This window comes from Agromyces sp. PvR057 (assembly GCF_040547485.1).
Taxonomy (GTDB): domain Bacteria; phylum Actinomycetota; class Actinomycetes; order Actinomycetales; family Microbacteriaceae; genus Agromyces.
The window spans coordinates 361,527-387,553 of record NZ_JBEPPT010000002.1 but is presented as its reverse complement, the minus strand read 5'-3'; the positions used below and the strand labels follow the sequence as shown (position 1 = coordinate 387,553).

Genomic DNA, 26,027 nt, shown 5'->3' with positions numbered 1-26,027 from the left:
CCGGCGGGCCCGGCGCGGCCCGATCGCGCCGGCGCGATCATGCCTCGGTCTGGCCGAGCTCGGGCTGCGCGACGAACCGAGCGCTCGCCGAGACCGCCCCGAGGCTCTCGAAGATCACGAGCTCGTTCTCGCCCGCCCGCACGACGGGTGCCGGCACGTAGAGCGTGCGCTGCGGGCCCCGACTCCAGTACCGCCCGAGGTTCACGCCGTTGACCCACACGACGCCCTTGGTCCAGCCGGTCAGCTCGAGCTGGAGGTCGGCCGACGACTCCACCTCGAAGGTGCCGCTCGCGAACACCGGTCCCGAGAGCGGTGCGCCGGCCCGCTTCGATCCGGCCCCTGGGCCCGCCGCGAGCGCGGTGCGCACGGCTGCGAGATCGTCGAGGAGGATCGGTGCGGCCGACCATTCGGTGAGCGGCACGCCGTCGAGGGTCGCGGGCGCGATGAGTCCCTTGGCCTCGCCGAGGCGGGGCCCGTAGTTCACCCCGCCGAGGTTCTCAACGAGCACGGTGAGCTCGCCCCGGGCGTCGTCCGGCAGCGGGAGCACCCGCTCGTGGAGTTCGCGGTCGAGCGTGCCGACGAACGCCCCGTCGACGAACACCTGGGCCCGGTCGCGCACCTCGCCGAAGGCGAGCAGCCCGCCGTGCTCGATCTGCGTCGAGTACCGCATGAATCCCCGGATCGAGCCGAACTCCGCGGCGACCGGCAGGCGGTCGAAGGGCTGGGACTCGAAGATCGGCACCGACCACAGCGAGGTGCTGCGGTCGAGGAGCACGTCGAGCTCGGGGGCATCCGCTCGCTCGGCCGGCACCTCCTCCGGCACCGGGGCGTACTTCGAGATGACCTCGCGGAAGCGCCAGAACTTCTCGGTCGGCGTGCCGTCCTCCGCGAGCGGGGCGTCGTAGTCGTACGAGGTCGCGATCGGGCGGTACGTGCCCTTGTCGTTCGCACCGCCGGTGAAGCCGAAGTTCGTGCCGCCGTGGAACATGTAGACGTTGACGGATGCCCCGGCCGCGAGCAGCTCGTCGAGCTCGCGGGCGGCGTCCTCCGCCGAGGTCGTGTGGTGGATCTCGCCCCAGCTGTCGAACCATCCGCACCAGAACTCGGAGCACATCAGCGGACCACTCGGCTGATGGCGGCGCAGGGTGGCCAGCCGCTCCCCCACCCGCGAGCCGAACGACCCCGTGCGGTGCAGGCCGTCGAGGCTTCCGTTCTCGAGCATCTCGTCGAACGGCTGGTCGACGGTGGTCAGCGGCACGTCGATGCCGTGCTCGCGGGTCAGCTCGGTGAGCCGGCTGAGGTAGTCCTGGTCGGCGCCGTAGGCACCGTACTCGTTCTCGATCTGCACGAGGATCACGGGGCCGCCGAGTTGGACCTGGCGGGGACGCACGATGGCGTAGACCTCGTCGAGGTACTCGCCGACGGCCGCGAGGTACGCCTCGTCGTGCGATCGCAGCACGATCGCCTCGTCCGCGACGAGCCACGAGGGGAGGCCGCCGTCGTGCCATTCGGCGCAGATGTAGGGGCCGGGCCGCACGATCGCGTGCATGCCCTCGGCGTGCACCAGGTCGAGGAATCGCGCCAGGTCGAGCTGCCCGGCGGTGCGGAACTCGCCGCGGGTCGGGGCGTGCTCGTTCCAGGGCACGTACGTCTCGATGGCGTTGAGGCCCATGAGGCGCGCCTTGCGGATGCTCTCGCGCCACTGGTCGGGGTGCACGCGGAAGTAGTGCAGCGCGCCGGAGAGCACGCGGTGGGGCGAGCCGTCGAGGAGGAAGTCGGTGTCACCGATGGAGAAGTTGGGCATGCGCTGGTCCTGTGTCGAGAAATGGGCCGCGGGGCAGCCGCCGTGACGGCGACTGCCCCGCGGAATGTGCGTCCTACTGGTTGACCGTGAAGCCCTGCTCGTCGCCGAACTTCACGAGGGTGTCCTGCCACTCGAGGAGCGCCTCGTTCAGGTCGCCGCCGGAGCCGAGCGCCTTGCCGACGGAGTCGGAGAAGACGTTGTTCGCATAGCCCTGGTAGGGCAGGTACTGCCATCCGGGCAGGACCGACTCGGCCGACGCCGCGCCGACCTGGTTCGCCGGCTGGCCGCCGTAGGACTCGTACGGGTGGTCGAGCCACTCGGGGTTCTCGAGGTCGGCGATCGTCGACGGGAAGCCGTTCTCGTTCAGCAGGGCACGTCCCTCGCCCTCCGCGAGGTACTTCAGGACGCCGGCCGCGGCGGCCTTGTTGGCACTCTGCGCGGTGACGGCGAGGCCGCTGCCGCCGTTCTCAGCCGAAGCCGGTTCGCCGTCCCACGTCGGCATCGGAGCGACCTCGAACCGGCCGGCGGGGCCGTAGTCGTCCATGCCGCTGATCATCCAGGAGCCCATGAGCAGGGTGCCGAGCTTGTCCTGGGTGAGCGCCTTGGTCCATTCGTCCGACCAGGTCGATAGGCCGGAGAGCTCGCCGGCTGCGAGGCGCTCGCCCCAGAAGTCCGCGAACCTCTTCGTGCCCTCGTCCTGCAGGTCGATGGTGACGTCCTCGCCGTCGGTCGTGAACGGCCGGCCGCCCGACGCCCAGATCATGCTGGTGAAGAAGCCGGCGTCGCCGCTGTTCGCGATGTACGCCTCGGGGTCCGCAGCGTGGATGGCCGCCGAGGCCGTCGCGAACTCGTCCCACGTGGCGGGCGGCTCGGTGATGCCCGCCTTCTCGTAGAGCGCCGTGTTGTAGATCATGACCATGGGGCCGGAGTCCGACGGCATCGCGACGAGCTTGTCCTCGACGTTGACGGAGTTCCACGTCGACGCGGTGAAGGAGCTCTCGTAGCTGTCGAGGCCGTAGGGCGTCAGGTCGGCGAGTGCGCCGCCGAGGGTCAGCTGCGGCACCGTCTGGTACTCGACCGGCACGATGTCGGGAGCGCCCTTGCCCGCCTTGACGGCGTTCTGGAGCTTGGTGACGACGGCGTCGGGATTCTCGAGCTTGACGACGTCGAACGTGACGTTCGGGTACGCCTCGGAGATGGCGTCGGCCTGCGCCTGAGTGTTGTCGCTCCACGTCCACCAGGTGAGCGTGACGTCCTCCGCCAACGCGGCGTCGGTGTCGGTCACGCCGCTGTCAGCGCCCGGTGCTGCGCCGCTGCAGCCCGAGAGCACGCCGACGAGCAGCGCACCGGAGCCGAGGACGGCTCCGAGTCGCATCCATCGGCGGGTGGTGATTCGTTCCATTGCTGTGGTTCCCTTCGCTTGGTGTTCTGGGGTTTGGGGTGCCGGCGTACCGGCTTCGCCGGACGAGCCGGACTACTTGACGCTCCCGGCGGTCAGTCCCGACTGCCAGTAGCGCTGCAGGTACAGGAACGCCGCCGAGATGGGGATGACGGTGAGGAGCGAACCCGTGATGACGAGGTTCGGGATCGCCTGGCCGCCGATCGCGCTCGACTGCGCCGACCACTGGGCGAGGCCCACCGGCAGCGGATACCACTGGGCGTCGCTCAACATGATGAGAGGAAGGAAGTAGTTGTTCCAGGTCGCGACGACCGTGAACATCAGCACCGTGATGAGGGCCGGCGCGAGCTGGCGAAGGGCGATCACGAAGAAGATGCGGATCTCGCCCGCGCCGTCGAGCCGTGCGGCCTCGAGCAGCTCGTCGGGGATCGCCTCGCGGGCGTAGACCCAGACGAGGTAGAGCCCGAAGGCGCTCACCATCGAGGGGATGATCACCGACCAGGGCGTGTTCGTCAGCCCGAGCCCGCTGAAGAGCAGGAACTGGGGCACCGCGAGCGCCGAGGCCGGGATGGCCATCGCGCCGAGGATGATCGCGAACACCCAGCGCCGGCCGGGGAAGTCGTACTTCGCGAGCCCGTACCCGGCGAGCGTCGCGAAGAGCGTGGCGCCGCCGGCACCCACGACGACGTAGGCCAGCGTGTTGCCGAGCCAGCGCAGGAAGATGCCGTCCTGGTACGTGAACGTGTCGACGATGTTCTGGAAGAGCGCGAACTCGCCGCTGAACCAGAAGGCGAAGGAGTCGTAGAGCGAGTCCATCGTCTTGGTCGAGCTCACGACGAGCCACCAGAGCGGCACGAGGCAGTAGAGCAGCATGACCGTCATCAGGATGCCGAGCGTGATGGAGGCGCGCTTGTGCCGCGGCGTCGCCCGGTCGCGCCTGCCCGGCCGGCGAGCGATCCTGCCGCTCGCGAGACGGCTCGGCGCCGGCTTGGACCTGACGCCGGATTCGACCGCGCTCATGCCTTCGACCCGTTCCGGTCGCCGCCGAGCTGGACGAGGTAGGCGACGATCATGGTGATGACTCCCGAGATGATCGCGATCGCGGCGGCGTAGTTGAACTGCGAGCCGGCGAACGACAGGTTGAAGGCGTAGAGGTTCGGCGTGAAGTAGGTGGTGATCGAGTTCGGGGCGATCGTCTGCAGGATCGACGGCTCGTTGAAGAGCTGGAAGCTGCCGATCACGGAGAAGATCGTCGCGATGACGATCGCGCCGCGGATCGACGGGAGCTTGATCGAGAAGATCGTGCGGAAGGTGCCCGCACCGTCGATCTCCGCCGCCTCGTAGAGCTCCTGGGGCACGGCCTTCAACGCGGAGAAGAAGATGAGCATGTTGTAGCCCACGAACTCCCACGTGACGATGTTGCCGATCGAGGTCAGGATCAGGTTCTCGGCCAACGGGGAGGGCAGTTGCATGCCGAAGAACCGGTTCAGGTCGGCGACGAGGCCGAACTGCGAGCCGTACATGTAGCCCCAGATCATCACCGCGACGACGCCGGGAACGGCGTACGGCAGGAAGATCGAGAGCCGGTAGAACGGCACCCAGCGGAGCCGCGCGCTGTCGAGCGCGAGTGCGGCGAAGAGCGCGAGGCCGAGCATGATCGGCACCTGCACCAGCAGGAAGAGCGAGACCCGGAGCATGGCCTCCCAGAACTTCGGGTCGACCAGGGCGATGGCGTAGTTCTCGAGCCCGACGAACGAGTTGCCGCCCATGAGCGTCTCGCGGAAGAGCGACAGGTAGATCGCGTACACCAGCGGCGCGATGAACACGAGCGTGAAGATGAGCATGAAGGGCCCGACGAACCACCATCCAGCCCAATTGCGGCGAGGCCGCCTGCGGCGGGTCCCGGCGGTGCGGCCGGTCGTGCCGCCGGACGCGTCGCGGGTCGCGGCGACCGTCGCGTACGTCTCGGTGGAGACCCCGGTCGGGGGCTGGGCATGCGCGTGCGCCACGGTCATCCGCGGCCTGCTTCCGCGCCTCGGGTGGGCGACAACTTCGTCATTCGCGTCCGCACTCCTTCGTGAATGTTTGCGTTGCCATCACCGTATACGCGACAATAATGTTTACGCAAACAGAAGCACGGATCCGAAGATCACGATGACGTCACGCCGGTCGAGAGCCGCGTGATTCCGGGCGAGAACCCGGCTCCCGTCCCGCTCCTGCGCGCTTCACCGACGAGCGGCATCCGCCGTTCGAACGCACCGCGAACCACCGAAGACCATCCCCGACACCGCAGTTTGGATGCACGCATGATCACCACCGTCCACGTCGTCTTCAAGACGCACCTCGACCTCGGCTTCACCGACACGGCCGCGAACGTCACCGACCGGTACGTGCACGAGTACCTCCCCCGCGCGATCGAGCTCGCCGAGGAACTCGAGCGCCGCGACGGGCCCGCGCGCTTCGTCTGGACGACGGGCTCCTGGCTGATCCACGAGGCGCTCCGCCTCGGCGACGACGGCGAGCGCGCGGCCCTCGAGCGGGCGATCCGCCAAGGTCACGTGACCTGGCACGGCCTGCCGCTGACGACGCACACCGAGCTCATGGATCCGGGGCTCGTCGAGCACGCCATCGCGATCGGCCGCAGGCTCGACGCCCGCTTCGGCCACGCCACGAGCGCAGCGAAGATGACGGATGTCCCGGGCCACACGGTCGGTCTCGTGCCCTTCCTCGCCCGGGGCGGCCTCGACTTCCTGCACCTCGGCGTCAACGGGGCCTCCGCGGTGCCCGACGTGCCGGAGTTCTTCGTCTGGCGCGCCCCCGACGGCAGTGAGGTCGTCGTCAACTACGCCAGGAGCTACGGGGCCACCGAGCTCGGCGTGGCCGTGGTGCCCGGCGGCACGGAGGCCCTGCACCTCGCGCACACCGGCGACAACTTCGGCCCGCCACCCGTCGAGGAGGTCGAGGCGCTGTTCGCCGACCTCCAGGCCGCCCATCCTGGAGCCCGGGTGATCGCCTCGACGCTCGACGCCTTCAGCCGCGAGGCGGTCGCCGCCCGCGCGAGCCTGCCGGTGCTCGAGCAGGAGATCGGCGACACCTGGATCCACGGCGTCGCGAGCGACCCCGTGCAGACGGCGCGGCTGCGCGCCCTCCTCCGACTCCGCACCGCGTGGATCGCCGACGGCACGCTCGTGCCCGGCACCGCGGAATGCGACGCCTTCAGCGACGGCCTCCTGCTCGTGCCCGAGCACACGTGGGGTGAGGACCTGAAGACGTACCTGCCCGACTACGTGAACTACGAGAAGGCCGACTTCCAGCGGGCTCGCGCTGCGGACGTCATCGATCCCGGCGCGAATCCCGCCGAGTTCGACGACTACGCCTGGGCGTACGCCGAGCACCCGAGCCCGCAGGGTCTCGGCTACGCGGCGTTCGAGCGCTCGTGGACCGAGCAGCGCGCGCACCTCGATCGCGCACTCGCGGCCCTGGCGCCCGAACGCCGGACCGAGGCGGAGGCCGCGATCGCCGAGACCCGGCCGAACGACGAACCCGATTCGTGGTCCGCCTCCGCGACCGCGATCGACCTCGACGCCGAACTCCGGGTCGGAACCCACCGGGTGCGCTTCGGCGACGACGGCTCGCTCGTCTCCCTCGTCGACGCCGACGGGACGGAGTGGGCGGGGCCGGAGCATCCGCTCGCCGCGTATCGCTACGAGACCTTCGACGAGCGCGACGAGGCACGGTGGCTGGAGCAGTACTGCCGCGACCTGGAGGAGAACGCCATGTGGGCGGTGCCCGACCAGGCCAAGCCCGGCCTCGCGATCGCCGAGACCCTGCCCGCCACGACGTTCGCACCGCACGTCGTGTCGGCCGAGCGAGCCGCAGTCGGCACCGACACCGTCGTGACGCTGCGGTTGGCCCTGCCCGACGTCGCGTGCGAGCACTGGGGCGCGCCGCGCGACATCCGGCTCGCCTATCGCTTCCCGTCCCTCCCCGGACCGATCGAGGTCACGCTCGACCTGCGCGGCAAGGACGCCTCCCGACTGCCCGAGGCGAGCTGGCTCGGGTTCCGCCCGCGCACCGAGCCCGGCGACTGGCGCCTGACGAAGATCGACACCACTATCGACCCGCGGTCGGTCGTCCGACGGGGCAATCGCAGCATGCACGCCATCGCCGAGGTGACGCACACGGCGCCCACGGCGACGAAGGCCTTCTCGCTGCGTCCGCTCGACGCCGCCCTCGTCGCGGTCGGCCGCCCGGCCCTGCTCAGGTTCGACGACGCCGTGCCCGACCCCGACGACGGCATGCACGTGAACCTGCACAACAACGTCTGGGGCACGAACTTCACGATGTGGTTCGACGACGACCTCCGGTTCCGCTTCGCGCTCGACCTGGGGGCAGCACGATGACCGCGACGATCGTGACGAGCCCGCCCGTCGTGATGGCGCCGCGCGCCGACGGCTTCGAGGTCGTCTGGGGCGTTGCACAGCTCAGCCGTGGCCGGCTCGAATGGGAATCGGCCGACGGTGCACGCGGCACCGTGACGAGCGACGCGTTCGGCATGGTGCCGCAGGGCGACCGTGTGCTGCGGGTCCGGGCCGAGGGCCTGCCAGCGGGCACCGCGGTGCGCATCCGGGCGATCACCGAGGCGGTCGGGCCTTCGGGCGGCCGCCACGAGAGCGACTGGAAGTCCGTGCGCACGCTGGACGCGGCATCCGACACCGCCCGTTTCGCCGTGTGGAACGACACCCACCAGCGCGACGACACGATGCGGGCCCTCCACGAGGCCACGCCCGAGGTCGACGTGCTCGTCTGGAACGGGGATCTCTGCAACGACTGGAAGGACCCGTCGTGGTTCACCACGACGGTGCTGAACCCCGCCGGACTCGACGTGAGCGCCGGGCGCCCCCTCGCGATCGTGGTGGGCAACCACGACGTGCGCGGCACCTGGGCCTACCAGCTCGAGGACTTCGTCGCCACGCCCGAGGGGCGACCCTTCACCGCCTTCCGCATCGGGCCGGTCGCGTGCATCGTGCTGCACACGGGCGAGGACAAGCCCGACGCCCACCCGACCTTCGAGGGGCGCGTCGCCTTCGAGCCGCTGCGCGCCGAGCAGGCCGAGTGGCTCCGCGAGGTCACAGCACGGCCCGAGTTCGCGGATGCCCCGTATCGCGTCGTCTTCTGCCACATCCCGTTGCGGTGGATCGACGAGACCGTCGTCGACTACGACGCCGACGGGTACGACTGGTTCAGCCGCATGAGCCGCGACGCCTGGCACGACGCGCTCGTCGGCTGGGGCGCCCAGATCGTCGTGTCCGGTCACACGCACTACCGGACGTGGCTGCCGGCGACGGAGGAGTTCCCGTACGCGCAGCTCATCAGCGGCGGGCCCGACGCCGACACCGCCTCCGACGAGGCGGCGGCGTGGATCGACGGCGAGGCCGGTCCCGACGCGCTCGTGCTCACGATGCGCGACCTCGGCGGCCACGTGCTGCACGAGGTGCGGCTCTCCCCGCTCGCCTGACGGGCGAACGCGCCTGACGGGGACTCGCCTGACGGGCGAACGCGAAGGGGCCGGGTCGCTGCTGCGACCCGGCCCCTTCGTCATCCGCCGATCAGGTCAGCGGCTTGCAGAGCAGCGCGTCGGGCACGCCGCCGTGGTTCCATCGGTAGGTGAACGCCACGCCCGCGATGTACTCGGCGTCCTTGCACTGGCCCTTGTAGTTTCCGGGGGCCCAGTCGCTCGCGGTCGAGCCGCCGCCGGCCGGGCGGTTGTCGCCCTGGTCGAACCAGATCAGGCGGCCCTGGCTCGCGGGCAGCGCCGTGGTGCTCGTCGCGCAGACGAGGTTCCACATCGCCGCCTTGGTGCCGCCGCCGGTACCCAGGCTGTAGCCGACGGCGACCTCGCCGGGGTTGCACTGCAGCTTGTCGTACCCCGAGGCCCAGTCGTTCGTGATGTTCCCCTGCCCGCTCTGCACGCGCGGGCTCGACGTGGTGATGCCGCCGACGTCCGTGCAGAGCGCCCGGTTGGTGCTCCGCGCGATGCCTTGGAGGCGCTGGCTGTCGGGGCAGGTGCCCTTCCACTGGCCCGGCGACCAGTCGCCGGCCTGCAGCATGCGCAGCGACGACTGGCTGTCGACGAAGCTCCCGCTGCCGAGCATGTTCCAGCGGGCCACGGGCGCGACCTCGCCGGTCTTCCCGTCGGCGTTCACGAGCTTCCTCCACTGCGGGAAGCGCCAGTCGTCGGCGATGCTCAGCTTCGTGCCGTCGGGCTGGTAGGCGAGGAGGGCGTAGCCGTCGACGAACGTGCCGTCGGCCTTCGCCTGCGCCACGAGCGGCCACGCGGCGAAGTCGCTGTCGTTGGCGATCAGGATGTCGGTGAAGTTCACCCACCATGCCTTGTCGAGGGCGCCGGTGTCGTTGGCATGCCCGATCCCGAACTCGCTGAACCACACGGGGGCGGTGTAGTGCTGATCCGCCGTGGTGACGAATGCCGCGGCCCGGTTCACCTCGGCCGCGAGCTCGCTCGCGGTGAGGTCGCGGTAGCGGGGGTCGTGCGTCTCGCCGAGTCCGGTGGCACCCGTGTGCTTCGGCCCGGTGTAGGCGTAGATGTGCGCCGCGTAGACGAGCTTGTCCGGATACGGGAGGGCGTTCGACAGGTTCGCGACGGGCTTCAGGTGCGGGCGGTCGTGGAACAGGCCGTCGAGCGGGATGCCCTGCCAGTTGATGCCCTCCATGATGACGAGCACCTCGGGGTTGGCCTTCTGGATGGCGACGCCGGCGCGCTGGTACGCCTGGTACAGGTCGTGGTCGTCGCCCCAGCCCCAGTTCGCGTCGTTCAGGATGTCGCGCCGCACCTCGTTGCGAAGGTCCATGCCGACCACGCGAGCGTTGTCCTTGTAGCGGGTCGTGAGCATGACCCAGTCGCTGATCCACTTCTCGGTGGTCTGGCTGCTGTTCCACCGCTCGTTGCCGTCGTTGGTGCCGCAGCACCAGTGCGAGGTGGTGGTGTGGTCGTTGAGGATCACCGCGAATCCGTCGGCGGTGAGCGCGGCGACGACCGCGTCGAACACCTGCAGCGGCGTCTTGCCCTTCAGTTGCGGGTTCGCCGTGACCGCGACATCCGGAACCGGCGCCGTCATGCCGAGCATCTCGTTCGAGAACGACAGGCGGATGCTGTTGATCCCGACGCCGTGGAAGTCGCTCATGAGGGTGGCCATCGGCACCCGGTCGAGTCCCATCGGGATGTCGTAGCTGATGCCGCTGTTGTGGTTGGCGGGATCGTTCTTGTCGCCGCTGCCGCTCCAGTGGCCCTGCGCGCCGTCCCAGTTGGCGGACTTCAGCTTGAACCGGTCGCCGTCGGCGTCGACGACGTAGCGGCCGACGGTGCTGAGCGGCGCCGTCCATGATGCTGCGAGCTCCGGTCCGGTGAGCACGGGGATCGGATGCTCCGGTGGTGCGGCGCTCGCGGGACTCGCGACCGATATCGCGAGCGCCGCGGTCGCGAGTCCGACCGCGATCCGAAGGGTACGGTGATGCATTCTGCGAACCTCTCTGTTCTGCCGTGCGTGGCGTGCTGCTGCACCCGAGATGCCGCCTCAGGCCCTGACGTGGTCAGGCTCCGGGCGCCGTTCTCGAAATGGTAACGCAAACATTTCGTCCAAAGGTAACGTAAACATTTCGGAGACGCAGCAGCCGGGCGAACTCCGTCGTGCACGGCCCCACGGTGCCGCCGGCGCCCCGACGCCCCCTCGCGCACGCCCCGATGACGGATGCCGCGGACCTCCCCCGTCCGCGGCATCCGTCGCCGCCAGGCCCGGCCCGGTGCCGCGCGTGCCTGCCGACCCTTACGCGCTGCGCTGGTAGACCCGGAACGCGCGGGTCGAGAGCCACCCCAGCACGAGCGCGAACGCCGCGAGGTATCCGAGGTCGGTCCAGACCGTCGCCCAGTCGGGGTCGGCCGACAACAGCGCCTCCCTGCCGGCGACGACCGCCCACTCGAAGGGGTTGAACGCCGCGACATCCGCCACCCAGTCGGCCGACAGCGAGGTGTCCATGAGCGCGGAGCTCAGGAACATCAGCGGGATCGTGATGAGCTGCGAGAGGCCGATGAGCACGTTCTGGTCGCGCGCGAGCAGCGCCGCAGCGTTCGAGAGCGCCGAGAACGACGCCGTGAGGAGCATCGCGGCGGCGAGCAGCACGAGCACGCCGGCGAGGCCGCCGTCGAACCGGGCGCCGAGCAGCCAGGCCACCCCCAGCACGATGAGCGTCTGCACGAACGTGAGCACCGCCTGGTACACGAGCGACGCGACCATGAGCGCGCCGCGATGCGTCGGCGAGGTGAGGAGGCGGTCCATGACCCCTCGGTTCATGTCCTCGATGAACGAGGTGCCGGCCCACGCGCTGCCGAACAGCGCCATCATCGCGACGATGCCCGGCGTCAGGAACTCGAGGTAGTCGGCGCCGCCCGAGAAGCCCGGGATCTCGACGACCGACTCGAACAGCTGCCCGAACAGCAGGAGCCAGATGAGCGGCTGCACCAGGTTCATGACGACGAACGCCGGAACCCGCACCGCCGCGCGGAGCTGCCGCAGGGTCAGCACCGCGGTGTGGCGCAGGAAGCTCGTGCCGGCGCGCGAGGGTCGCCGCGGAATGCCGCGCGAGACGTCGGGACTCGTGGTCGTGGCGGTCATGCTGCACGCTCCTCGGAGGTTGCGGCGTCGGCTGCGGAGTCCGCCGCCGGGTCGGGCGTGGATCCCGCACGGTGCGCCGATGAGAACGAATGCCCGGTGTGGGCGAGGTAGACGTCGTCGAGGCTCGGCCTCGCGACGGTCGCCGACGCGACCTGCAGCCGCTCGGCGTCGAGCATGGCCAACGCGAGCGGCAGGGCCTGCCCACCCTCGTCGGTGCGCGCCCGCACCATGCGGCCCTCGCGCACGACGTCGCGGAACGCCGGGGTGCGGCCGATGAGCGCGAGCGCAGCCTCGACGTCGGCGTCGTCGTGCAGCTCGAGCACGATGGCGTCGCCGCGGAGCGCCGCCTTCAACTCGTCGGGCGCACCCTCGGTCACGACGCGCCCGTTCGCGACGATTGCGAGCCGGCTCGCGAGGCGGTCGGCCTCTTCGAGGTAATGCGTCGTGAGCAGCACGGTGGTGCGCTCGTCTGCGGCCATGCGCTCGATCTCGGCCCACATCTCGGCGCGCGCCTCGGGGTCGAGCCCGGTCGTCGGTTCGTCGAGGAACAGCACGGGCGGCCGATGCATGAGCCCGATCGCCACGTCGAGCTTTCGGGCCATGCCGCCCGAGTAGGTCTTCACCTGGCGTCGTGCGGCCGCGGCCAGCCCGAAGCGGTCGAGCAGGTCGCCGGCCCGCGACCTCGCCTCGCGCGTGTCCATGCCGTGCAGCTGGCCCGCGAGCACGAGATTCTCCAGCCCCGTGTCCATGGGGTCGGAGACCTGCTTCTGGGCGACGAACCCGATCGACCGACGCACGTCGGCCGCCCGGCCGCGAACGTCGAATCCGGCGACGAACGCATCACCCGAGTCGGCGGTGCTGAGCGTCGCGAGGATCTTGACGGTGGTCGACTTGCCGGCGCCGTTCGGGCCGAGCAGGCCGAACACGGTGCCCTCCTCGACGCCGAAGCTCAGCCCGTCGAGGGCGGTGACGGGCGGCGTGCGCCGACCCTGCGGATAACGTTTGACGAGGTTCCTGGCCTCGAGAGCCAGCCCCGGTGTCGCGGTGGGCATGCGGTATCTCCGATCTCGGTCGAGCACGCCCGGTCGGGCGGGCTCGTCGGAGTCGGTTCAGCGCTGGGCGGTACGCTGGCGGCGCGCACTGGTCTCGCGTTCGGCTTCGCACTGAACGACTCGGTTGCGTGGGCGGCTCGGGTGTTGCAGCACTCGAGCCGCCATCTTCTTCTGATGCCACGACGGGCGCCGAGTCGGCAGTCGCCTGGTTGTTCATCTCGATAGGTACTGTATCAGATCAAATACTCGATGAGAAGGGTTGGTGGATGCCGCCCGCGGGCGTCGTCGAGGGGCCCGCAGGCGTGACGAGCGGTCGCGGGCAGGCGGGACCGCCCGTCGGCGAGCCGACGCGGTCGCTAGCGAGCCAGGTGCGCGTCGACGACCGCGACGAGCGCGTCGCCGTAGGCCTCGCGCTTCTTCACGCCGATGCCGGAGATGCCGTCGAGCCCGGCGACCGAACGCGGACGCTCCGTCGCGACCGCGCGCAGCGTCGCGTCGCCGAACACGATGTAGGCGGGCACGCCCTGCTCGCGGGCCTCGGCGCCTCGCCAGGCACGCAACGCCTCGAAGAGCTCGGCGTCGTCTGGGCTGAGGTCGGCGGCGGCCGATGCGGCCTTCGGGCCGCGCCGGGACGACGCGCGCTCGGGCTCGGCCCTGAGCATGACGGTGCGCGTGCCCGAGAGCACCTCGTTGCCGGCCTCGGTGACCGAGAGCGTGCCGTACTCGCCGTGGGTGGCGAGCAGCCCCTGCGCGAGCATCTGGCGCACGACCCCGCGCCACTGCTGCTCGGACACGTCGGCGCCGATGCCCCACGTGGCGAGGGTGTCGTGCCCGTACTGGCTGACGCGGGGGGTCTGCTTGCCGCGGAGGATGTCGATGAGGTGCCCTGCGCCGTACCGCTGGCGCCGCTCGCGCTCGAGTCGCACGATCGTCGACATGAGCTTCTGCGCCGGGACCGTGCCGTCGAGCGCGCTGGGCGGCTCGAGGCAGGTGTCGCAGTTGCCGCAGGCCTCGCTCGGCTGGCCGAAGTAGGCGAGCAGGTTCTGCCTGCGGCACTGCACGGTCTCGCAGAGGGCGAGCATCGCGTCGAGGTGCGATGCGAGGCGGCGCCGGTGCGCGAGGTCGCCGGGGCTCTCGTCGATCATGCGGCGCTGCTGCACGACGTCTTGCAGCCCGTAGGCCAGCCAGGCCGTGGCGGGCAGGCCGTCGCGGCCGGCACGCCCGGTCTCCTGGTAATAGCCCTCGACCGACTTCGGCAGGTCGACGTGGGCGACGAAGCGCACGTCGGGCTTGTCGATGCCCATGCCGAAGGCGATGGTCGCGACGACGACCACGCCGTCTTCGCGGAGGAACCGCTCTTGCGTGCGACGGCGTACCCCGGAGTCGAGCCCGGCGTGGTACGGCAGCGCGTTGACGCCGTTCTGCGCGAGGAAGCCCGCGATCTTCTCGGTGCTCGCACGCGACAGCGCGTAGACGATGCCCGCGACGGGCGTGCCGTCGGCGTCGACGCCCTCGGAGCGCACGAAGTCGAGGAGCTGCTTGCGCACCTCGGACTTGGGGGCGATGCGGTACTGGATGTTCGGCCGGTCGAAGCTCGACACGAAGTGCCGGGCGCCCTCGAGCGACAGTCGCGTCGTGATCTCGCGGTGGGTGGCCTCGGTCGCGGTCGCCGTGAGGGCGATGCGCGGCACGTCGGGCCAGCGCTCGGCGAGCTCGGAGAGCGCGAGGTAGTCGGGCCGGAAGTCGTGACCCCACTGCGCGACGCAGTGCGCCTCGTCGATCGCGAAGAGCGCGACCGTGCCCTGCTGCAGGAAGCGCTTGACCGGCTCGGAGCTGAGACGCTCCGGCGCGATGTAGAGCAGGTCGAGCTCGCCCGCGAGGTAGGCCCGCTCGACCTCGGCGCGCTCGAACGACTGCTGGCTCGAATTGAGGTAGGCGGCGCGCACGCCGTTGCGCTGCAGCGCGTCGACCTGGTCGTGCATGAGGGCGATGAGCGGCGAGACGACGATGCCCGTGCCCTCGCGGAGCAGCGAGGGGATCTGGTAGCAGAGGCTCTTGCCGCCACCCGTCGGCATGAGCACGACCGCGTCGCCGCCGCCCGCGACCTGCGCGATGATCTCGGCCTGCTCGCCGCGGAAGCTGTCGTACCCGAAGACCGTGTGCAGGGCCTCGTGCGCGCTGTCGAACCGAGCGGGAGCGGCCGCGACCGACTGCGGATCGACGGAGGCGAGACGCGCGGAAGCCGAGGCCGGCGCCGATCGCGGCGCCGCCCGGAACCCGTCGTCTTCAGGCGGAACCCAGCCGTCATCGGCGGGCGGTGCCCACTCGTCGGCCGGCGGAGCGAACTCGTCGATCGGCCACGGCACGCCGTCGTAGGGGTCAGGTTCGGGGTTCCGGCTCACCCGTCGAGTGTAACGAGCACCCCCGACGGGTGAGCCGATCCATCCTCAGGCCGGCGGCGCGGTCACCGTGGGGCTCAGCCCCGGCGGCGCACCACGAGCCACGTGACGACGCCGGCGGCGACGGCCACGAGTGCGCCCGCCCCGAGCCAGAGCAGGTCCGTCGAACCGGATGCCTCGGCATCCGCCCCGTCGGCCGCATCGGACGCGTCGCCACCGGGTTCGGCCGTGCTCGTCGCGTCGCCGCCGCAGGCGGGCGCGTCCGTGCCGGTGCCGAGCGCGACGCCGTCGGCGGGCTGCCAGTCGAAGGTCCACTCCCCCGAGATCGGATGGCCGTCGGTCGAGACGACCTGCCAGATCACGGTGTACGTGCCGGCTTCACCGAGCTCGACGGCTGAGGACGCCGTGGCACCGTCGATCACGGCGCATCCGTCGCCGTACGCGAGCCCGTCCGGACCCCGCACGAGCAGCGCGGCACCCGTGCCGAGATCGAGCAGGGCGTCGTTCGTCGTCAACGAGACGGTGCCCGGCTGCTCGGTCACGACCTCGCCCTCGGCCGGGGTCGTGGAGACGACGGAGTTGTGCGCCGACGCCGACATCGCCGGAACCGCCACCAGCATGGCGGAAGCCGCGACGAGCAGCGCTGCGCCGATCGCACCGCGCGTGCCGCGCGTGCGGGCCCGCATCACGCGTCCTTGCGGGGGCGACGTGCCGTGAGCGCGAGCACGATGCCCACGACGCCGACCGCGAGGCCGCCGATGCCGAGCACCCTCGCGACGGTGTCGCTCGAATCGGCGTCGGCCGCGGCATCCGCCTCATGCTCGTCGCCCTCGGCGGCGGCGTGACCGTGGCCCCCGCCCTCGACCGCCTCGGTCACCGCGATGCTCGGCGCCGGGTGCTCGGGCTCGGCCTCGCCGTCGACCATCGGCGCGTTCCAGTTCGTGTCCCCCGTCTCGCAGCTCTGCAGCACCGGGAACGCGAGGGTCGTGCCCGCGGCGTCCTCCGGCAGGTGGACCTGCAGCGCCATCGTGTCGCGGTAGCCGTCTTCGAGCGGCGTGATCGCGGTGTAGACGACCTGGCTCGTGCGATCGCCGTCGGCGACCTTCTCGATCGTCCAGTTCGGGTTCAGCGTGGGCGAGACCGACTCGATCTGCTCGGGGATGTCGAACGTGAGCTTCGTGGTCGGCGAGCCGTCGCAGCCGTGGCCGAGGGAGAAGGTCAGCACGCTGTAACTGCCTGCGGCGGTGTCGCTCGGCGTCACAGTGACGTGGGCACTCGCGGCGAGGGGGGCGCCGAGCGCGAGCAGGGCGCCTCCGACGAGGGCGGACGTGGTGATGGCAGCGGTACGGAAGGTCATGACAGGGATTCCTCTTCGTGGGGTGCGCGGACGCCGATGCTCGGCGCGCGCGAAACAGGTGATTCGGAGCCGTCCGCCGGCAGATGCGATGGCATCGTGCCGTCGGTCCGGCGGTGCCGCGGACGTCGGTGACGTCAGGCGGCGGCGAATGCCTGTGGCGGCCCGCGGTGCCGCATCACGGAGAGGTGGAGGAGGCTCGCGACCGGTCGCGGCTCGGCGAATCGCGCCAGAGCGCGCGCCAGGGCGGCGTTCAGCGGGCGCACCTCGAGGGCCGGCATCGCCGGGAGCACCGTGGCCACGACCAGCGCACCCGCACGCGACGCGGCGCGGAGGGCGGCGTCGCCGTGGCGGATCGCGAGCACCGTGACGATGATGGCCGCCACGTGGGTCGCGAGCATCGAGAGGTCGTAGCTGAACGGTGAGGCGGATGCCGCGCCGAGCGGCAGTTCGAAGGCGGTGTGGTGGTGCGCTCCGGCCGTGGTCGCGGCGGTGGTGCCGACGGCCCCGGTCGCGCCGGACGCCCCCTGCACCGAGTAGAGGGTGTGCAGGGCGAACTGCGTGATCGCGACCGCGATGATCGTGCGCACGAGCGAGAGCCGCGCGCCGACGACGCCGATGCAGAGCAGCGTCGAGAACGCGAACGACAGCGCGATCGCGAGGGCGCCGGGGGCCGTGCCGCCGCCCACCGTGTGCGAGAGGGCGGCCACGAACGTCGCGAACGCGGCGATCACGCCGCCGCGTGCGACGCGGGCCCACCTCGAAGTCATGCGCACCAGCCTAGACGAGCCGCGACGCGGAGGAGCGTGCCGGAAACGGGGCCGGGCGTACCGGAGGGCGGCGGGCACGAGGCCCGCCGCCCTCCGTCGGATCACCAGGCCAGGACTGGGATCTGGAACATGCGCGAGTCGGTGTACGGCTCGGCGCCGTCGAACGTGGCGCGCAGCAGGTGCAGTCCGCGCGACAGCTTCGGCACGGTCACGCTGACGCGACCGTTCTGGGCTGCCGTGAGCTCGACCGTGGCGACGAGCTTCGACCCGTCGAACACCGAGACGGTGCCGACCGGCTTCGATCCGTCGGTCGCGAAGACCTGCGCCTTGTACGTCACCGAGCTGCCGGCACGGACGAGCAGCGAGCTCGGCGCACCGACGGTGATCGTCGCGACCGGAGCCTGCGGCTCCGGCTCCTCGACGGTGATCGGCACGCTCACGCTCGTCTTGGTGGAGGCGACCGCGATCTCGAGGGTGGTCGCGCCGCTGACGCCCTCGGGAACCGTGACCGTGAGCGAGGCGCGGCCTCCCTCGTCGGTCGCGGCGACCGGCGTGCGATCGACGGGCGCGGTGCCGACGGCGATGCCGCCGATCGAGACGGTGACCTCACCCGCGGCGACCTCGGTGGTGCTGAAGTCGAGCGAGCTCAGTGCGAGGTTCAGCGTCTCGCCTGGCACGTAGGCGGTGCCGTTGGCGGGCGCCGGCAGCACGAGGCCCACGGAGCGCTGCGCCAGGTCGGGCGTCGCCGTCTTGTTCACGGTGAACCAGTCCACCATCGCCTGCAGGTCGACCTTGCCGGTGTCGGCGCGGCCGGTGCCCTTGCCGAGGGTGAAGAAGTTGTCACCGCCCGCCGCGAGGAAGGAGTTCGCCACGACCTTGTAGTTCGCCGCGGGGTCGAGCTCAACGCCGTTGAGCGAGACATGGGTCACCCGCGATCCGGCGGCGGCCGTCGGGTCGTACACGACCTCGAGTCCGGCATTGACGCCGAGCTTCAGGAACGGACGCGATGCGCCGGCCGGCTGCCACTGCTCCTCGAGCACCTGCTTGACCTGGGCGCCCGTGAGCGTCTGGGTGAAGAGGGTGTTCGCGAACGGCTGCACGTTGGCCGCTTCGCGGTAGGTGACGTTGCCGTCGGGGTCGGCGGCACCGGTGCTCTTGAACTTCAGGTCGGTGCGCATGCCGCCCGGGTTCATGAACGCGATGTCGGCCGCGCCGTCCTGCTTGGCGGCCCAGAGCTGCACGTCGGCGACGAAGTTGCCGATGGTCGACTCGGCGCCGCGCGCCTCGACGAGCACGGGGTTGCCGTTCGCATCCGTGCCGGGCATCTGGCCGCGGTTGAAGTCGGCGGTGATGTCGCCGACCTTGACCGCACCGAGCACGTCGGCCTTCGCCTTGGCATCGGCGACGATCGCCGCGACCTCGGGGTCGGCCGGGTAGAGCGCCTTGGCGGGCACCGGCGGGTTCGTCGTCGCGACCGTCATGAGCGGCTTCAGCTCATTGGTGATCGACACGAGCTCCTTCGTCTTGCCGTCGACCTCGAGCTTCATGAGACCGAACTGCTCGCCGTACTGGCCGGCCGAGACGACCGGGCGGCCGTCGACGACGTGGTTGTACGGGAGGTGCGTGTGCGCCGAGACGATCGCGTCGACCTCGGAGTCGACGCCGGCGACGATCTTGCCGAACACCGAGCTGTCGGTGACGCTCGAGAGCGCGCTCGTCGTCGCGCCCTCGTGCACGAGCAGGATCAGGACGTCGGCCTCGCCGTTGGCGGGGTCGCCGTCGGTGAGGTTTTCGGCCTGGGCGTTCACCGATTCGACGATCGGACGGACGTCGAGCTCGGCGATGCCGACCGGGCTCACGAGCGAGGGCAGCTCCTCGGTGACGGCGCCGATGAAGCCCACCGTGACGCCCTCGAAGGTCTGCGTGTAGTACGGCGCGAGCGCCGTCTCGTTCGTGCCCTTGAGGAACACGTTCGAGCTGATGTACTCGAAGTCCGCCTCGCCCTGCACACGGTCCCGGAGGTCCTCCCATCCCTGGTCGAACTCGTGGTTGCCCGCGGCGCTCACGTCGAGTCCGGCCGCGTTCAGCGCGGCGATCGTCGGCGAGTCCTTCTGGATGAAGGACGTGAACGTCGAGGCGCCGATCAGGTCGCCCGCCGCGGCGAAGACCGTGTTCGGGTTCTCGGCGCGGACCGCGTCGGCGGCTCCCGCGAGCACCGCGGCGCCGGCGGCCGGAGCCGCCTGCTCGATGCGACCGTGGAAGTCGTTGATCGTCATCACGCTGATGTCGACGACGTCCGTGAGCTTCGAGCTGTCGAGGCCGATGACCTGCGGGTCGTGGTCGCTCGAGCGGAAGACCGAGCCGTCGTCGGGCGAACCGTTCTCGTACTGGCGGTCGCTCCACTCGGGCGAGTTGATCGCCCAGCGCCCGATGCCCGTCACGCCCTGCACGGCCGCGGCGTTGCCGAGCGCGTGGTCGAGCGACCCGAGCTCGCCGTCGAACGTGTAGGTGTACTGGTCGTCGGTGAGCTCGGGCAGCAGGTCGGTGTACCCGGCGCCGGTGAGCTCCTGGATCGGGTCCTCCTCGGCGTACGAGTTGAAGTCGCCGAGCAGGAGCACCTCACCGGCCTGGTCGGCCATCTTGGTGGCCAGCGTCAGGAGCGAGTTCGCCTGCGCGATCCGGTCCGCGTTGAAGAAGCCCTGGCCGTCGGCCGGCTGGGTGCCGGAGCCGCTCTTCGACTTGAAGTGGTTCGCGATGACCGAGAAGTCGTTGCCGTTCGGCAGGGTGAAGGCCTGCGCGATGGGCTCACGGGCGTTGCCCCAGACGTTCTCGTCGAGCACGGTCTGCGCGTCGCCCTTCGGCGTCACGGCATCGGTGCGGTAGATGATCGCGCTCTGGATGTAGTCGGTCGTCGCCGCCGTGAGCACGGCCGGCGTCGGGATGTACGCCCAGACGTCGGAGCCCTCGGTCTCGTTGAGCGCGGCCACGAGCGTCGCGGTCGCCTCGTCTCGGGCCTCGCCGAGCTTGAACGAGTTCTCGATCTCCTGCAGCGCGACGACCTCGGCGTCGAGTGCGGTGATCGCGTTGACGATCTTCTTCTCCTGCAGGGCGAACTCCTCGGCCGTGGCTGCGCCGCGCGCGTTGGAGTTCACGCTCGAGAGGGTCGTGAAGTAGTTCAGCACGTTGAACACGCCGACCTGGAGGTCGCCGCCCACCGCGGGCGCGGTCTCGACGCGCGGGTTGAGCGTCTCGAACGTGGGCTTCACGGATGCCGGGCTGGTGCTGTCGATCGGAGCGGTCGGCTGCAGTCGCCAGGCGTCGAAGCCGTAGCTCAGCACGTAGGGCGTCGAGGGCAGGATCACGCGGTCGCCGTTGCGGACGATCGCATCCTTCGTCAGGTACGGCTGGTCGGCCGGGTGGCCGGCCGAGGTCACGGTCGCGTTCCAGCCGTCGTCGAGCACGAGCAGGCGGCCGCGGTTGGCTGCGGCGATGGCGTTCGCGTCGGCGCCGGCGTCGACCAGTTCGGTGCCCTTGACCGGCAGCGAGTCGCCTGCGGCGAGCCACAGCGAACCGTAGTTGGAGACCTCGTGCGTGCTCGAGAGCAGGTAGGTGCCGGTCGGCGAGACGAGCATGCTCTCGAGGGCTTCGCGGACGCCGCCGACGGTGGAGTCGGGCAGCGGCTGGGCGTCGGGCACGCCGACGCCTGCGGTGACGACCTCGACGCTCGCGGCATCCGTCGCCGTGATCTCGGTGAGGCCGAAGTACTCGCTGACCGCGCCGGTGACCTTCACGAGGTCGCCGACCGCGCCGACCGCGGGCATGCCGAAGACGAACACGCCGTCGGAGACGCCGGGCGTCGTGTCGGGGCCGGGGGTCTGGATCGTCACGCCGTTGTAGCCGCCGGTGCGGTAGTCGGCGGTGATGACGCCCTCGACGGTGACGGTCGTGCCGACGAGCGGGCTCGTGTCGGTGGAGCCCTGCACCTCGGCGATGGTCGCGAGCTCGGGGTCGGGCTCGGGCTCGGGGTCGACGACCGCGCCGGAGTTCTGCGGGGTCGGGGTCGAGCTGAATGCGAAGTCCGCCGCGTTGTTGTCGGTGTCGGCGCCGCCCGTGCGGGAGATGCTGCCGGGGACGGTGTTCGCGTTCGGGTGCGCGGCGGCCGCGCCCTCGAAGTTCGACGAGGTGCCGTAGCCGACGTAGTCGACGACGTTGGCGGCGTTCACGATGGAGCCGGTGCCGGGGTTGAGCGCGGTCGCGACGTTCGCAAGGACGACCGAGCCGCCGGTACCGCTCAGCGCGATCTCCTTCGATGCGTCGGGCGTCGGAAGCGCAACGCCATTGGCACCGTTGCTGTTCAGCCCGACGAGGTAGTACCCGTTCGCCGGGATGGAGTTGCTCAGCTCGACGACCCCGGTTGCGGCGGCCGTGCTCCCGGCCGACCGGTACTGCAGCGACCAGCCCGCGAGCGAGACGGCCGAGTTCGTCGGGTTGTAGAGCTCGACGAACTTGTTCACGTACGGCTGGCCGGCACTGCCGCCTCGCGCGTACACCTCGTTGATCACCACGCCAGAGCCGTCGGTCGCGGCGAACGCGGGTGGCGCCCCCAGCAATCCGACGATCAAGGCCCCGGCGGCCGTGGCCGCTATGGCGGACAGGCGTTGGACGGTACGACCACCCTGCATGACGCTCCCCTGTGTCATTCGCTGTGACGTTCGCGCTCGGGTTTGCGCGAGGCGAACTCTCCCCCGACCGGGGGCCACTTCGCGCGTCAGCCTATGATTCGACTGGGCTCGTGCCAAGGGATTCCTGCGAATCATCCGGCTGATTTCACATCCTGTTCACGGATGCCGCGCACGCGAGCAGGAACTCGTTTCCGACCTGCTCAGATGAGCGAATTCAGGTGTGGGGCTGGCGCTCATGGCTCGGCCGTGATCCACCCCTCGACGGTCGCCGGTCGCCTGTCGCCCCGACGTCGCCCCGATACGATCGAGACCTCATGCCCACCGCCGTCTTCTCGCTCGCGGGCGCGCTCGTGTTCGGGGCCGCCGACTTCCTCGGCGGGCTCTCGGCCAAGCGGATCAGCGCGCTGCTCGCGACCGCGGTCGCCGCCCTCTCCGGCTGCGTGCTGCTGTTCGTCGCACTGCCCGTGATCGGCGGTGAGTGGACCGCGCACGACGTGCTCTGGGGCGCGATCTCCGGTGCGGTGGGGGCCGTCGGCATCGCCCTCCTCTACGCCTGCCTGGCCATCGGGCCGATGAGCATCCTCTCGCCGACGACGGCCGTCGTCTCCGCGATCGTCCCGGTGCTCTACGGGCTCGTGTTCGCGGGCGAGCGCTTCGACGCCATCGGCTACTGGGGCCTGGGCCTCGCGCTCGTCGCGGTGCTGCTCGTCGGCTTCGTGCCCGAGCGCGGCGCCGTGCGCCCGTCGCTCCGCGGCATCCTGATGGCCGTCGGGTCGGGTGCCGCGATCGGCGGCTTCTACATCACGATCGACCAGACGTCCGACGAGAGCGGCATCGTGCCGTTGATCCTGAACCGCGGGGTGAATGCGGCCATCATGTTCGCGGCCGTCGCGGTGGTGGCGATCGTCGCAGCGCTGCGGTCTCGCGCGGTCGACGCCGTTCCCGCAGCAGGCGGTCACGACCCAGAGCGCATGCCGCGGGCCGATCGCTCGGCGCTCGCCACCGGCATCCGACTCGCCGTGGCCTGCGGCGTGGTCGACGCGGTCGCGAACGCCCTGCTGCTCTTCGGCATCCGCGCGGGCGACCTGTCGATCGCCGCCGTGCTCGGGGCCATGTACCCGGCGGGCACGATCCTGCTCGCGGCGATCGTGCTGCGGGAGCGCATCGCGCCCGTGCAGTGGGCCGGTCTCGTGCTCGCCCTCGCGGCGGCGGCGATGCTCGCAGTGGCCTGACCTCGCCGCGGGCGGGCAGGCGGGCGGCCATCGCGCCCCGGCCGCGTCAGAGGCGCACGACCTCCGTCACGTGCAGCACGGCCGTGCCCTCCTCGGCGGACGCCTCGAGGTCGACCTCGGCGCGGATGCGCCAGTCGTGGTCGCCGGCCGGGTCGTCGAGGACCTGCTCGGCGCGCCAGAGCCCTGACGCGGCATCCGTCTCGTCGATGACGACGAGCTGCGGCGAGCGCGCGGCGGCCCCCGTGCCGAGGTCGTCGTGCTCGGCGTAGTAGCGGTCGAGTGCGCCGGGCCAGTCGGCGTCGGGGTCGAGCTCGGCGAGCTCGTCGTCGCGCTCGAGGGCGGCGAGCTGCACGCGGCGGAACAGCTCGTTGCGCACGAGTACGGTGAACGCACGGCGGTTCGTCACGACCGAGGGCGGCGCGGGCGGCACGACGGCGGCCTCGTCCTCGGGCAGGTGCGCGCTCGGGTCGACCATCTCGTTCCACTCGTCGACGAGGCTCGAGTCGACCTGCCGCACGAGTTCGCCGAGCCACTCGATGAGGTCGAGCAGGTCTTCGGTCTTCGCGTCGTTCGGCACCGTCTGGCGCACCGCGCGGAACGCGTCGGAGAGGTAGCGCAGCACGAGGCCCTCGCTGCGGGCGAGCTGGTAGAACGAGACGTACTCGCCGAAGGACATGCTGCGCTCGAACATGTCGCGCACGACCGACTTGGGCGAGAGCTCGAAGTCACGCACCCACGGCTGGCTCGACGCGAAGGTCTCGAAGGCCTGGGCGAGCAGCTCGTCGAGCGGCTTCGGCCAGGTGACCTCCTCGAGCAGCTCCATGCGCTGGTCGTACTCGATGCCCTCCTGCTTCATGGCGGCGACGGCCTCGCCGCGCGCCTTGAACTGCTGCTGCGAGAGGATCGGGCGCGGGTCGTCGAGGGTCGACTCGATGATGCTCACGACGTCGAGCGCGTAGTGGCCCGTGCCGATGCCGGTGCCGGGTGCGGCCTCCGGGTCGAGCAGGTCGATCGCGGCGAGCGCGAACGGCGAGAGCGGCTGGTTGAGGGCGAAGTTCGGCTGCAGGTCGACGGTGAGCGCCACCTTCACGCCGAGACCGCCGGCCGCGGCATCCGGCGCCAGCTCGACGACGCCGGCGTCGGCCAGGGTGCGCAGGATGTCGAGGGCGCGCCGCGCGAGCTCGAAGCGGCGGAGGCGCGGCTCGTGGTTGTCGAAGACGAGCGAGCGGATGCCGCCGACGACGTCTCCGCCGCGACCGATGACGTTGATGAGCATCGCCGCGGTGAGCTTCAGCTGCGGGGTGAGCGGTTCGGGCTCGGCGGCGACGAGCCGGTCGAAGGAGGCCTCGCCCCAGGTGATCTGTCCGGCGGGCGCCTTCTTGCGCACGATGCGCTTGAGCTTCTTCGCGTCGTCGCCCGCCTTGCGCACCGAGACCTCGTTCTCGATCTCGTGCTCGGGCGCGAGCACGACGACGGTGCCGGCGGTGTCATAGCCGGCTCGCCCGGCGCGGCCGGCGATCTGGTGGAACTCGCGGGCGCTGAGCTGGCGCATCTTCTGCCCGTCGAACTTCGTGAGCGCCGTGATGAGCACCGAGCGGATCGGCACGTTGATGCCGACCCCGAGCGTGTCGGTGCCGCAGATCACGCGCAGCAGGCCGCGCTGCGCGAGCGTCTCGACGAGGCGGCGGTACCGGGGCAGCATGCCGGCGTGGTGCACCCCGATGCCCGCGCGCACCAGCCGCGAGAGGGTCTTGCCGAACGCGGTCGTGAAGCGGAACCCGCCGATCGCCTCGGCGATCTCGTCGCGCTGCTCGCGCGTGACGACGCGGATCGACGAGAGCGCCTGCGCCCGCTCCATGGCGGCGGCCTGCGAGAAGTGCACGATGTAGACGGGCGCCTGACGGGTGTCGAGCAACTCCTCGACGGTCTCCTGCACGGGCGTCTTCGCGTAGGAGTAGTGCAGCGGCACGGGGCGCTCGACGCCCGTGACGCGCGCGGTCGGTCGGCCGGTGCGCCGCTCGAGGTCCTCGGCGATGGGGGTGACGTCGCCGAGCGTGGCCGACATGAGCACGAACTGGGCGCGCCGCAGCAACAGCAGTGGAACCTGCCACGCCCATCCGCGGTCGGGGTCGCCGTAGTAGTGGAACTCGTCCATGACGACCTGGTCGACGTCGGCGTCGGCCCCGTGCCGGAGTGCGAGGTTCGCGAGGATCTCGGCGGTGCAGCAGATGATGGGCGCGTCGGGGTTCACCGAGCTGTCGCCCGTGACCATTCCGACGTTCGCGGCCCCGAAGATGTCGGCGAGCTGGAAGAACTTCTCGCTCACGAGCGCCTTGATCGGCGCCGTGTAGTAGCTGCGCCCGCCGGCGGCGACGGATGCCGCGTGCGCGGCCACGGCGACGAGCGACTTGCCCGTGCCGGTCGGCGTCGAGAGGATCACGTTCGCCCCCGACACGATCTCGATGACCGCCTCGTCCTGCGCGGGGTAGAGCGAGAGACCCCGGTCTTCGGCCCAGTCGACGAACGCGACGTACATGGCGTCGGCGTCGTACGGTCGCGGCGCGCGCTCGAGCAGGGACTGGGTCATCCCCCGAGTCTGCCCTACGCGCCCGGCGGGTGCGGCCGCTCGCGCACCCGTCCGGGCGCCT

The 26,027-nt window shown here is 70.8% G+C and carries 16 protein-coding genes; 3 read left to right on the top strand and 13 right to left on the bottom strand.

What is annotated here, in order from left to right; genetic code table 11:
* Nucleotides 1-37: 37 nt before the first annotated feature.
* From ABIC29_RS10965 to ABIC29_RS10950, 4 genes are all read right to left on the bottom strand, one after another.
* Nucleotides 38-1,804: a glycoside hydrolase family 35 protein gene (locus ABIC29_RS10965; RefSeq protein ID WP_354245299.1), complete on the bottom strand. Its 1,767-nt coding sequence runs from the start codon at nt 1,802-1,804 to the stop codon at nt 38-40.
* Between the two features lie 73 nt (nt 1,805-1,877).
* A complete protein-coding gene (locus tag ABIC29_RS10960) occupies nt 1,878-3,206 on the bottom strand; it encodes an extracellular solute-binding protein (protein WP_354245296.1) in 1,329 nt (442 codons plus the stop codon).
* Between the two features lie 72 nt (nt 3,207-3,278).
* Complete coding sequence (locus tag ABIC29_RS10955) at nt 3,279-4,223, bottom strand: carbohydrate ABC transporter permease (RefSeq protein WP_116084007.1); 945 nt, start codon at nt 4,221-4,223, stop codon at nt 3,279-3,281.
* Complete coding sequence (locus tag ABIC29_RS10950; protein WP_199471713.1) at nt 4,220-5,047, bottom strand: carbohydrate ABC transporter permease; 828 nt, start codon at nt 5,045-5,047, stop codon at nt 4,220-4,222. The genes ABIC29_RS10955 and ABIC29_RS10950 overlap by 4 nt, the downstream gene beginning before the upstream one ends.
* A 462-nt stretch (nt 5,048-5,509) precedes the next feature.
* Between ABIC29_RS10950 and ABIC29_RS10945 the strand changes: the two genes are divergently transcribed.
* Complete coding sequence (locus ABIC29_RS10945) at nt 5,510-7,606, top strand: DUF5054 domain-containing protein (protein ID WP_354245293.1); 2,097 nt, start codon at nt 5,510-5,512, stop codon at nt 7,604-7,606.
* Entirely contained in the window at nt 7,603-8,721 is a 1,119-nt protein-coding gene (locus ABIC29_RS10940; protein ID WP_116084014.1) for a metallophosphoesterase family protein, read from the top strand. The genes ABIC29_RS10945 and ABIC29_RS10940 overlap by 4 nt, the downstream gene beginning before the upstream one ends.
* A gap of 91 nt (nt 8,722-8,812) precedes the next feature.
* Here ABIC29_RS10940 and ABIC29_RS10935 read toward each other — a convergent pair whose 3' ends face one another.
* From ABIC29_RS10935 to ABIC29_RS10900, 8 genes are all read right to left on the bottom strand, one after another.
* Complete coding sequence (locus ABIC29_RS10935; protein ID WP_116084017.1) at nt 8,813-10,738, bottom strand: glycoside hydrolase family 5 protein; 1,926 nt, start codon at nt 10,736-10,738, stop codon at nt 8,813-8,815.
* Between the two features lie 306 nt (nt 10,739-11,044).
* Entirely contained in the window at nt 11,045-11,890 is an 846-nt protein-coding gene (locus tag ABIC29_RS10930; RefSeq protein WP_116084019.1) for an ABC transporter permease, read from the bottom strand.
* Entirely contained in the window at nt 11,887-12,942 is a 1,056-nt protein-coding gene (locus tag ABIC29_RS10925) for an ABC transporter ATP-binding protein (protein WP_116084021.1), read from the bottom strand. Before ABIC29_RS10925 ends, ABIC29_RS10930 begins: the two co-directional genes overlap by 4 nt.
* A gap of 356 nt (nt 12,943-13,298) precedes the next feature.
* On the bottom strand, nt 13,299-15,344 hold the full coding sequence (gene recQ / locus ABIC29_RS10920; protein WP_354245289.1) for a DNA helicase RecQ: 2,046 nt from the start codon (nt 15,342-15,344) through the stop codon (nt 13,299-13,301).
* A gap of 74 nt (nt 15,345-15,418) precedes the next feature.
* Nucleotides 15,419-16,027 (bottom strand): copper resistance CopC family protein, encoded by a 609-nt coding sequence (locus ABIC29_RS10915; protein ID WP_116084023.1) that lies wholly within the window; start codon nt 16,025-16,027, stop codon nt 15,419-15,421.
* Nucleotides 16,027-16,698 (bottom strand): YcnI family copper-binding membrane protein, encoded by a 672-nt coding sequence (locus ABIC29_RS10910; protein WP_354245285.1) that lies wholly within the window; start codon nt 16,696-16,698, stop codon nt 16,027-16,029. The genes ABIC29_RS10915 and ABIC29_RS10910 overlap by 1 nt, the downstream gene beginning before the upstream one ends.
* A gap of 134 nt (nt 16,699-16,832) precedes the next feature.
* On the bottom strand, nt 16,833-17,465 hold the full coding sequence (locus ABIC29_RS10905; protein WP_354245283.1) for a hypothetical protein: 633 nt from the start codon (nt 17,463-17,465) through the stop codon (nt 16,833-16,835).
* Between the two features lie 101 nt (nt 17,466-17,566).
* A complete protein-coding gene (locus ABIC29_RS10900) occupies nt 17,567-22,147 on the bottom strand; it encodes an ExeM/NucH family extracellular endonuclease (protein WP_354245281.1) in 4,581 nt (1,526 codons plus the stop codon).
* 314 nt (nt 22,148-22,461) lie between these two features.
* Here ABIC29_RS10900 and ABIC29_RS10895 point away from each other — a divergent pair, with 314 nt between their 5' ends.
* The gene (locus ABIC29_RS10895) at nt 22,462-23,379 is read left to right on the top strand and encodes an EamA family transporter (RefSeq protein WP_116084034.1); all 918 of its coding nucleotides are present in this window, start codon (nt 22,462-22,464) and stop codon (nt 23,377-23,379) included.
* Between the two features lie 46 nt (nt 23,380-23,425).
* Here ABIC29_RS10895 and ABIC29_RS10890 read toward each other — a convergent pair whose 3' ends face one another.
* Nucleotides 23,426-25,966, bottom strand: a complete 2,541-nt coding sequence (locus tag ABIC29_RS10890; RefSeq protein ID WP_354245278.1) for a DEAD/DEAH box helicase — start codon at nt 25,964-25,966, stop codon at nt 23,426-23,428.
* Nucleotides 25,967-26,027: the final 61 nt, after the last annotated feature.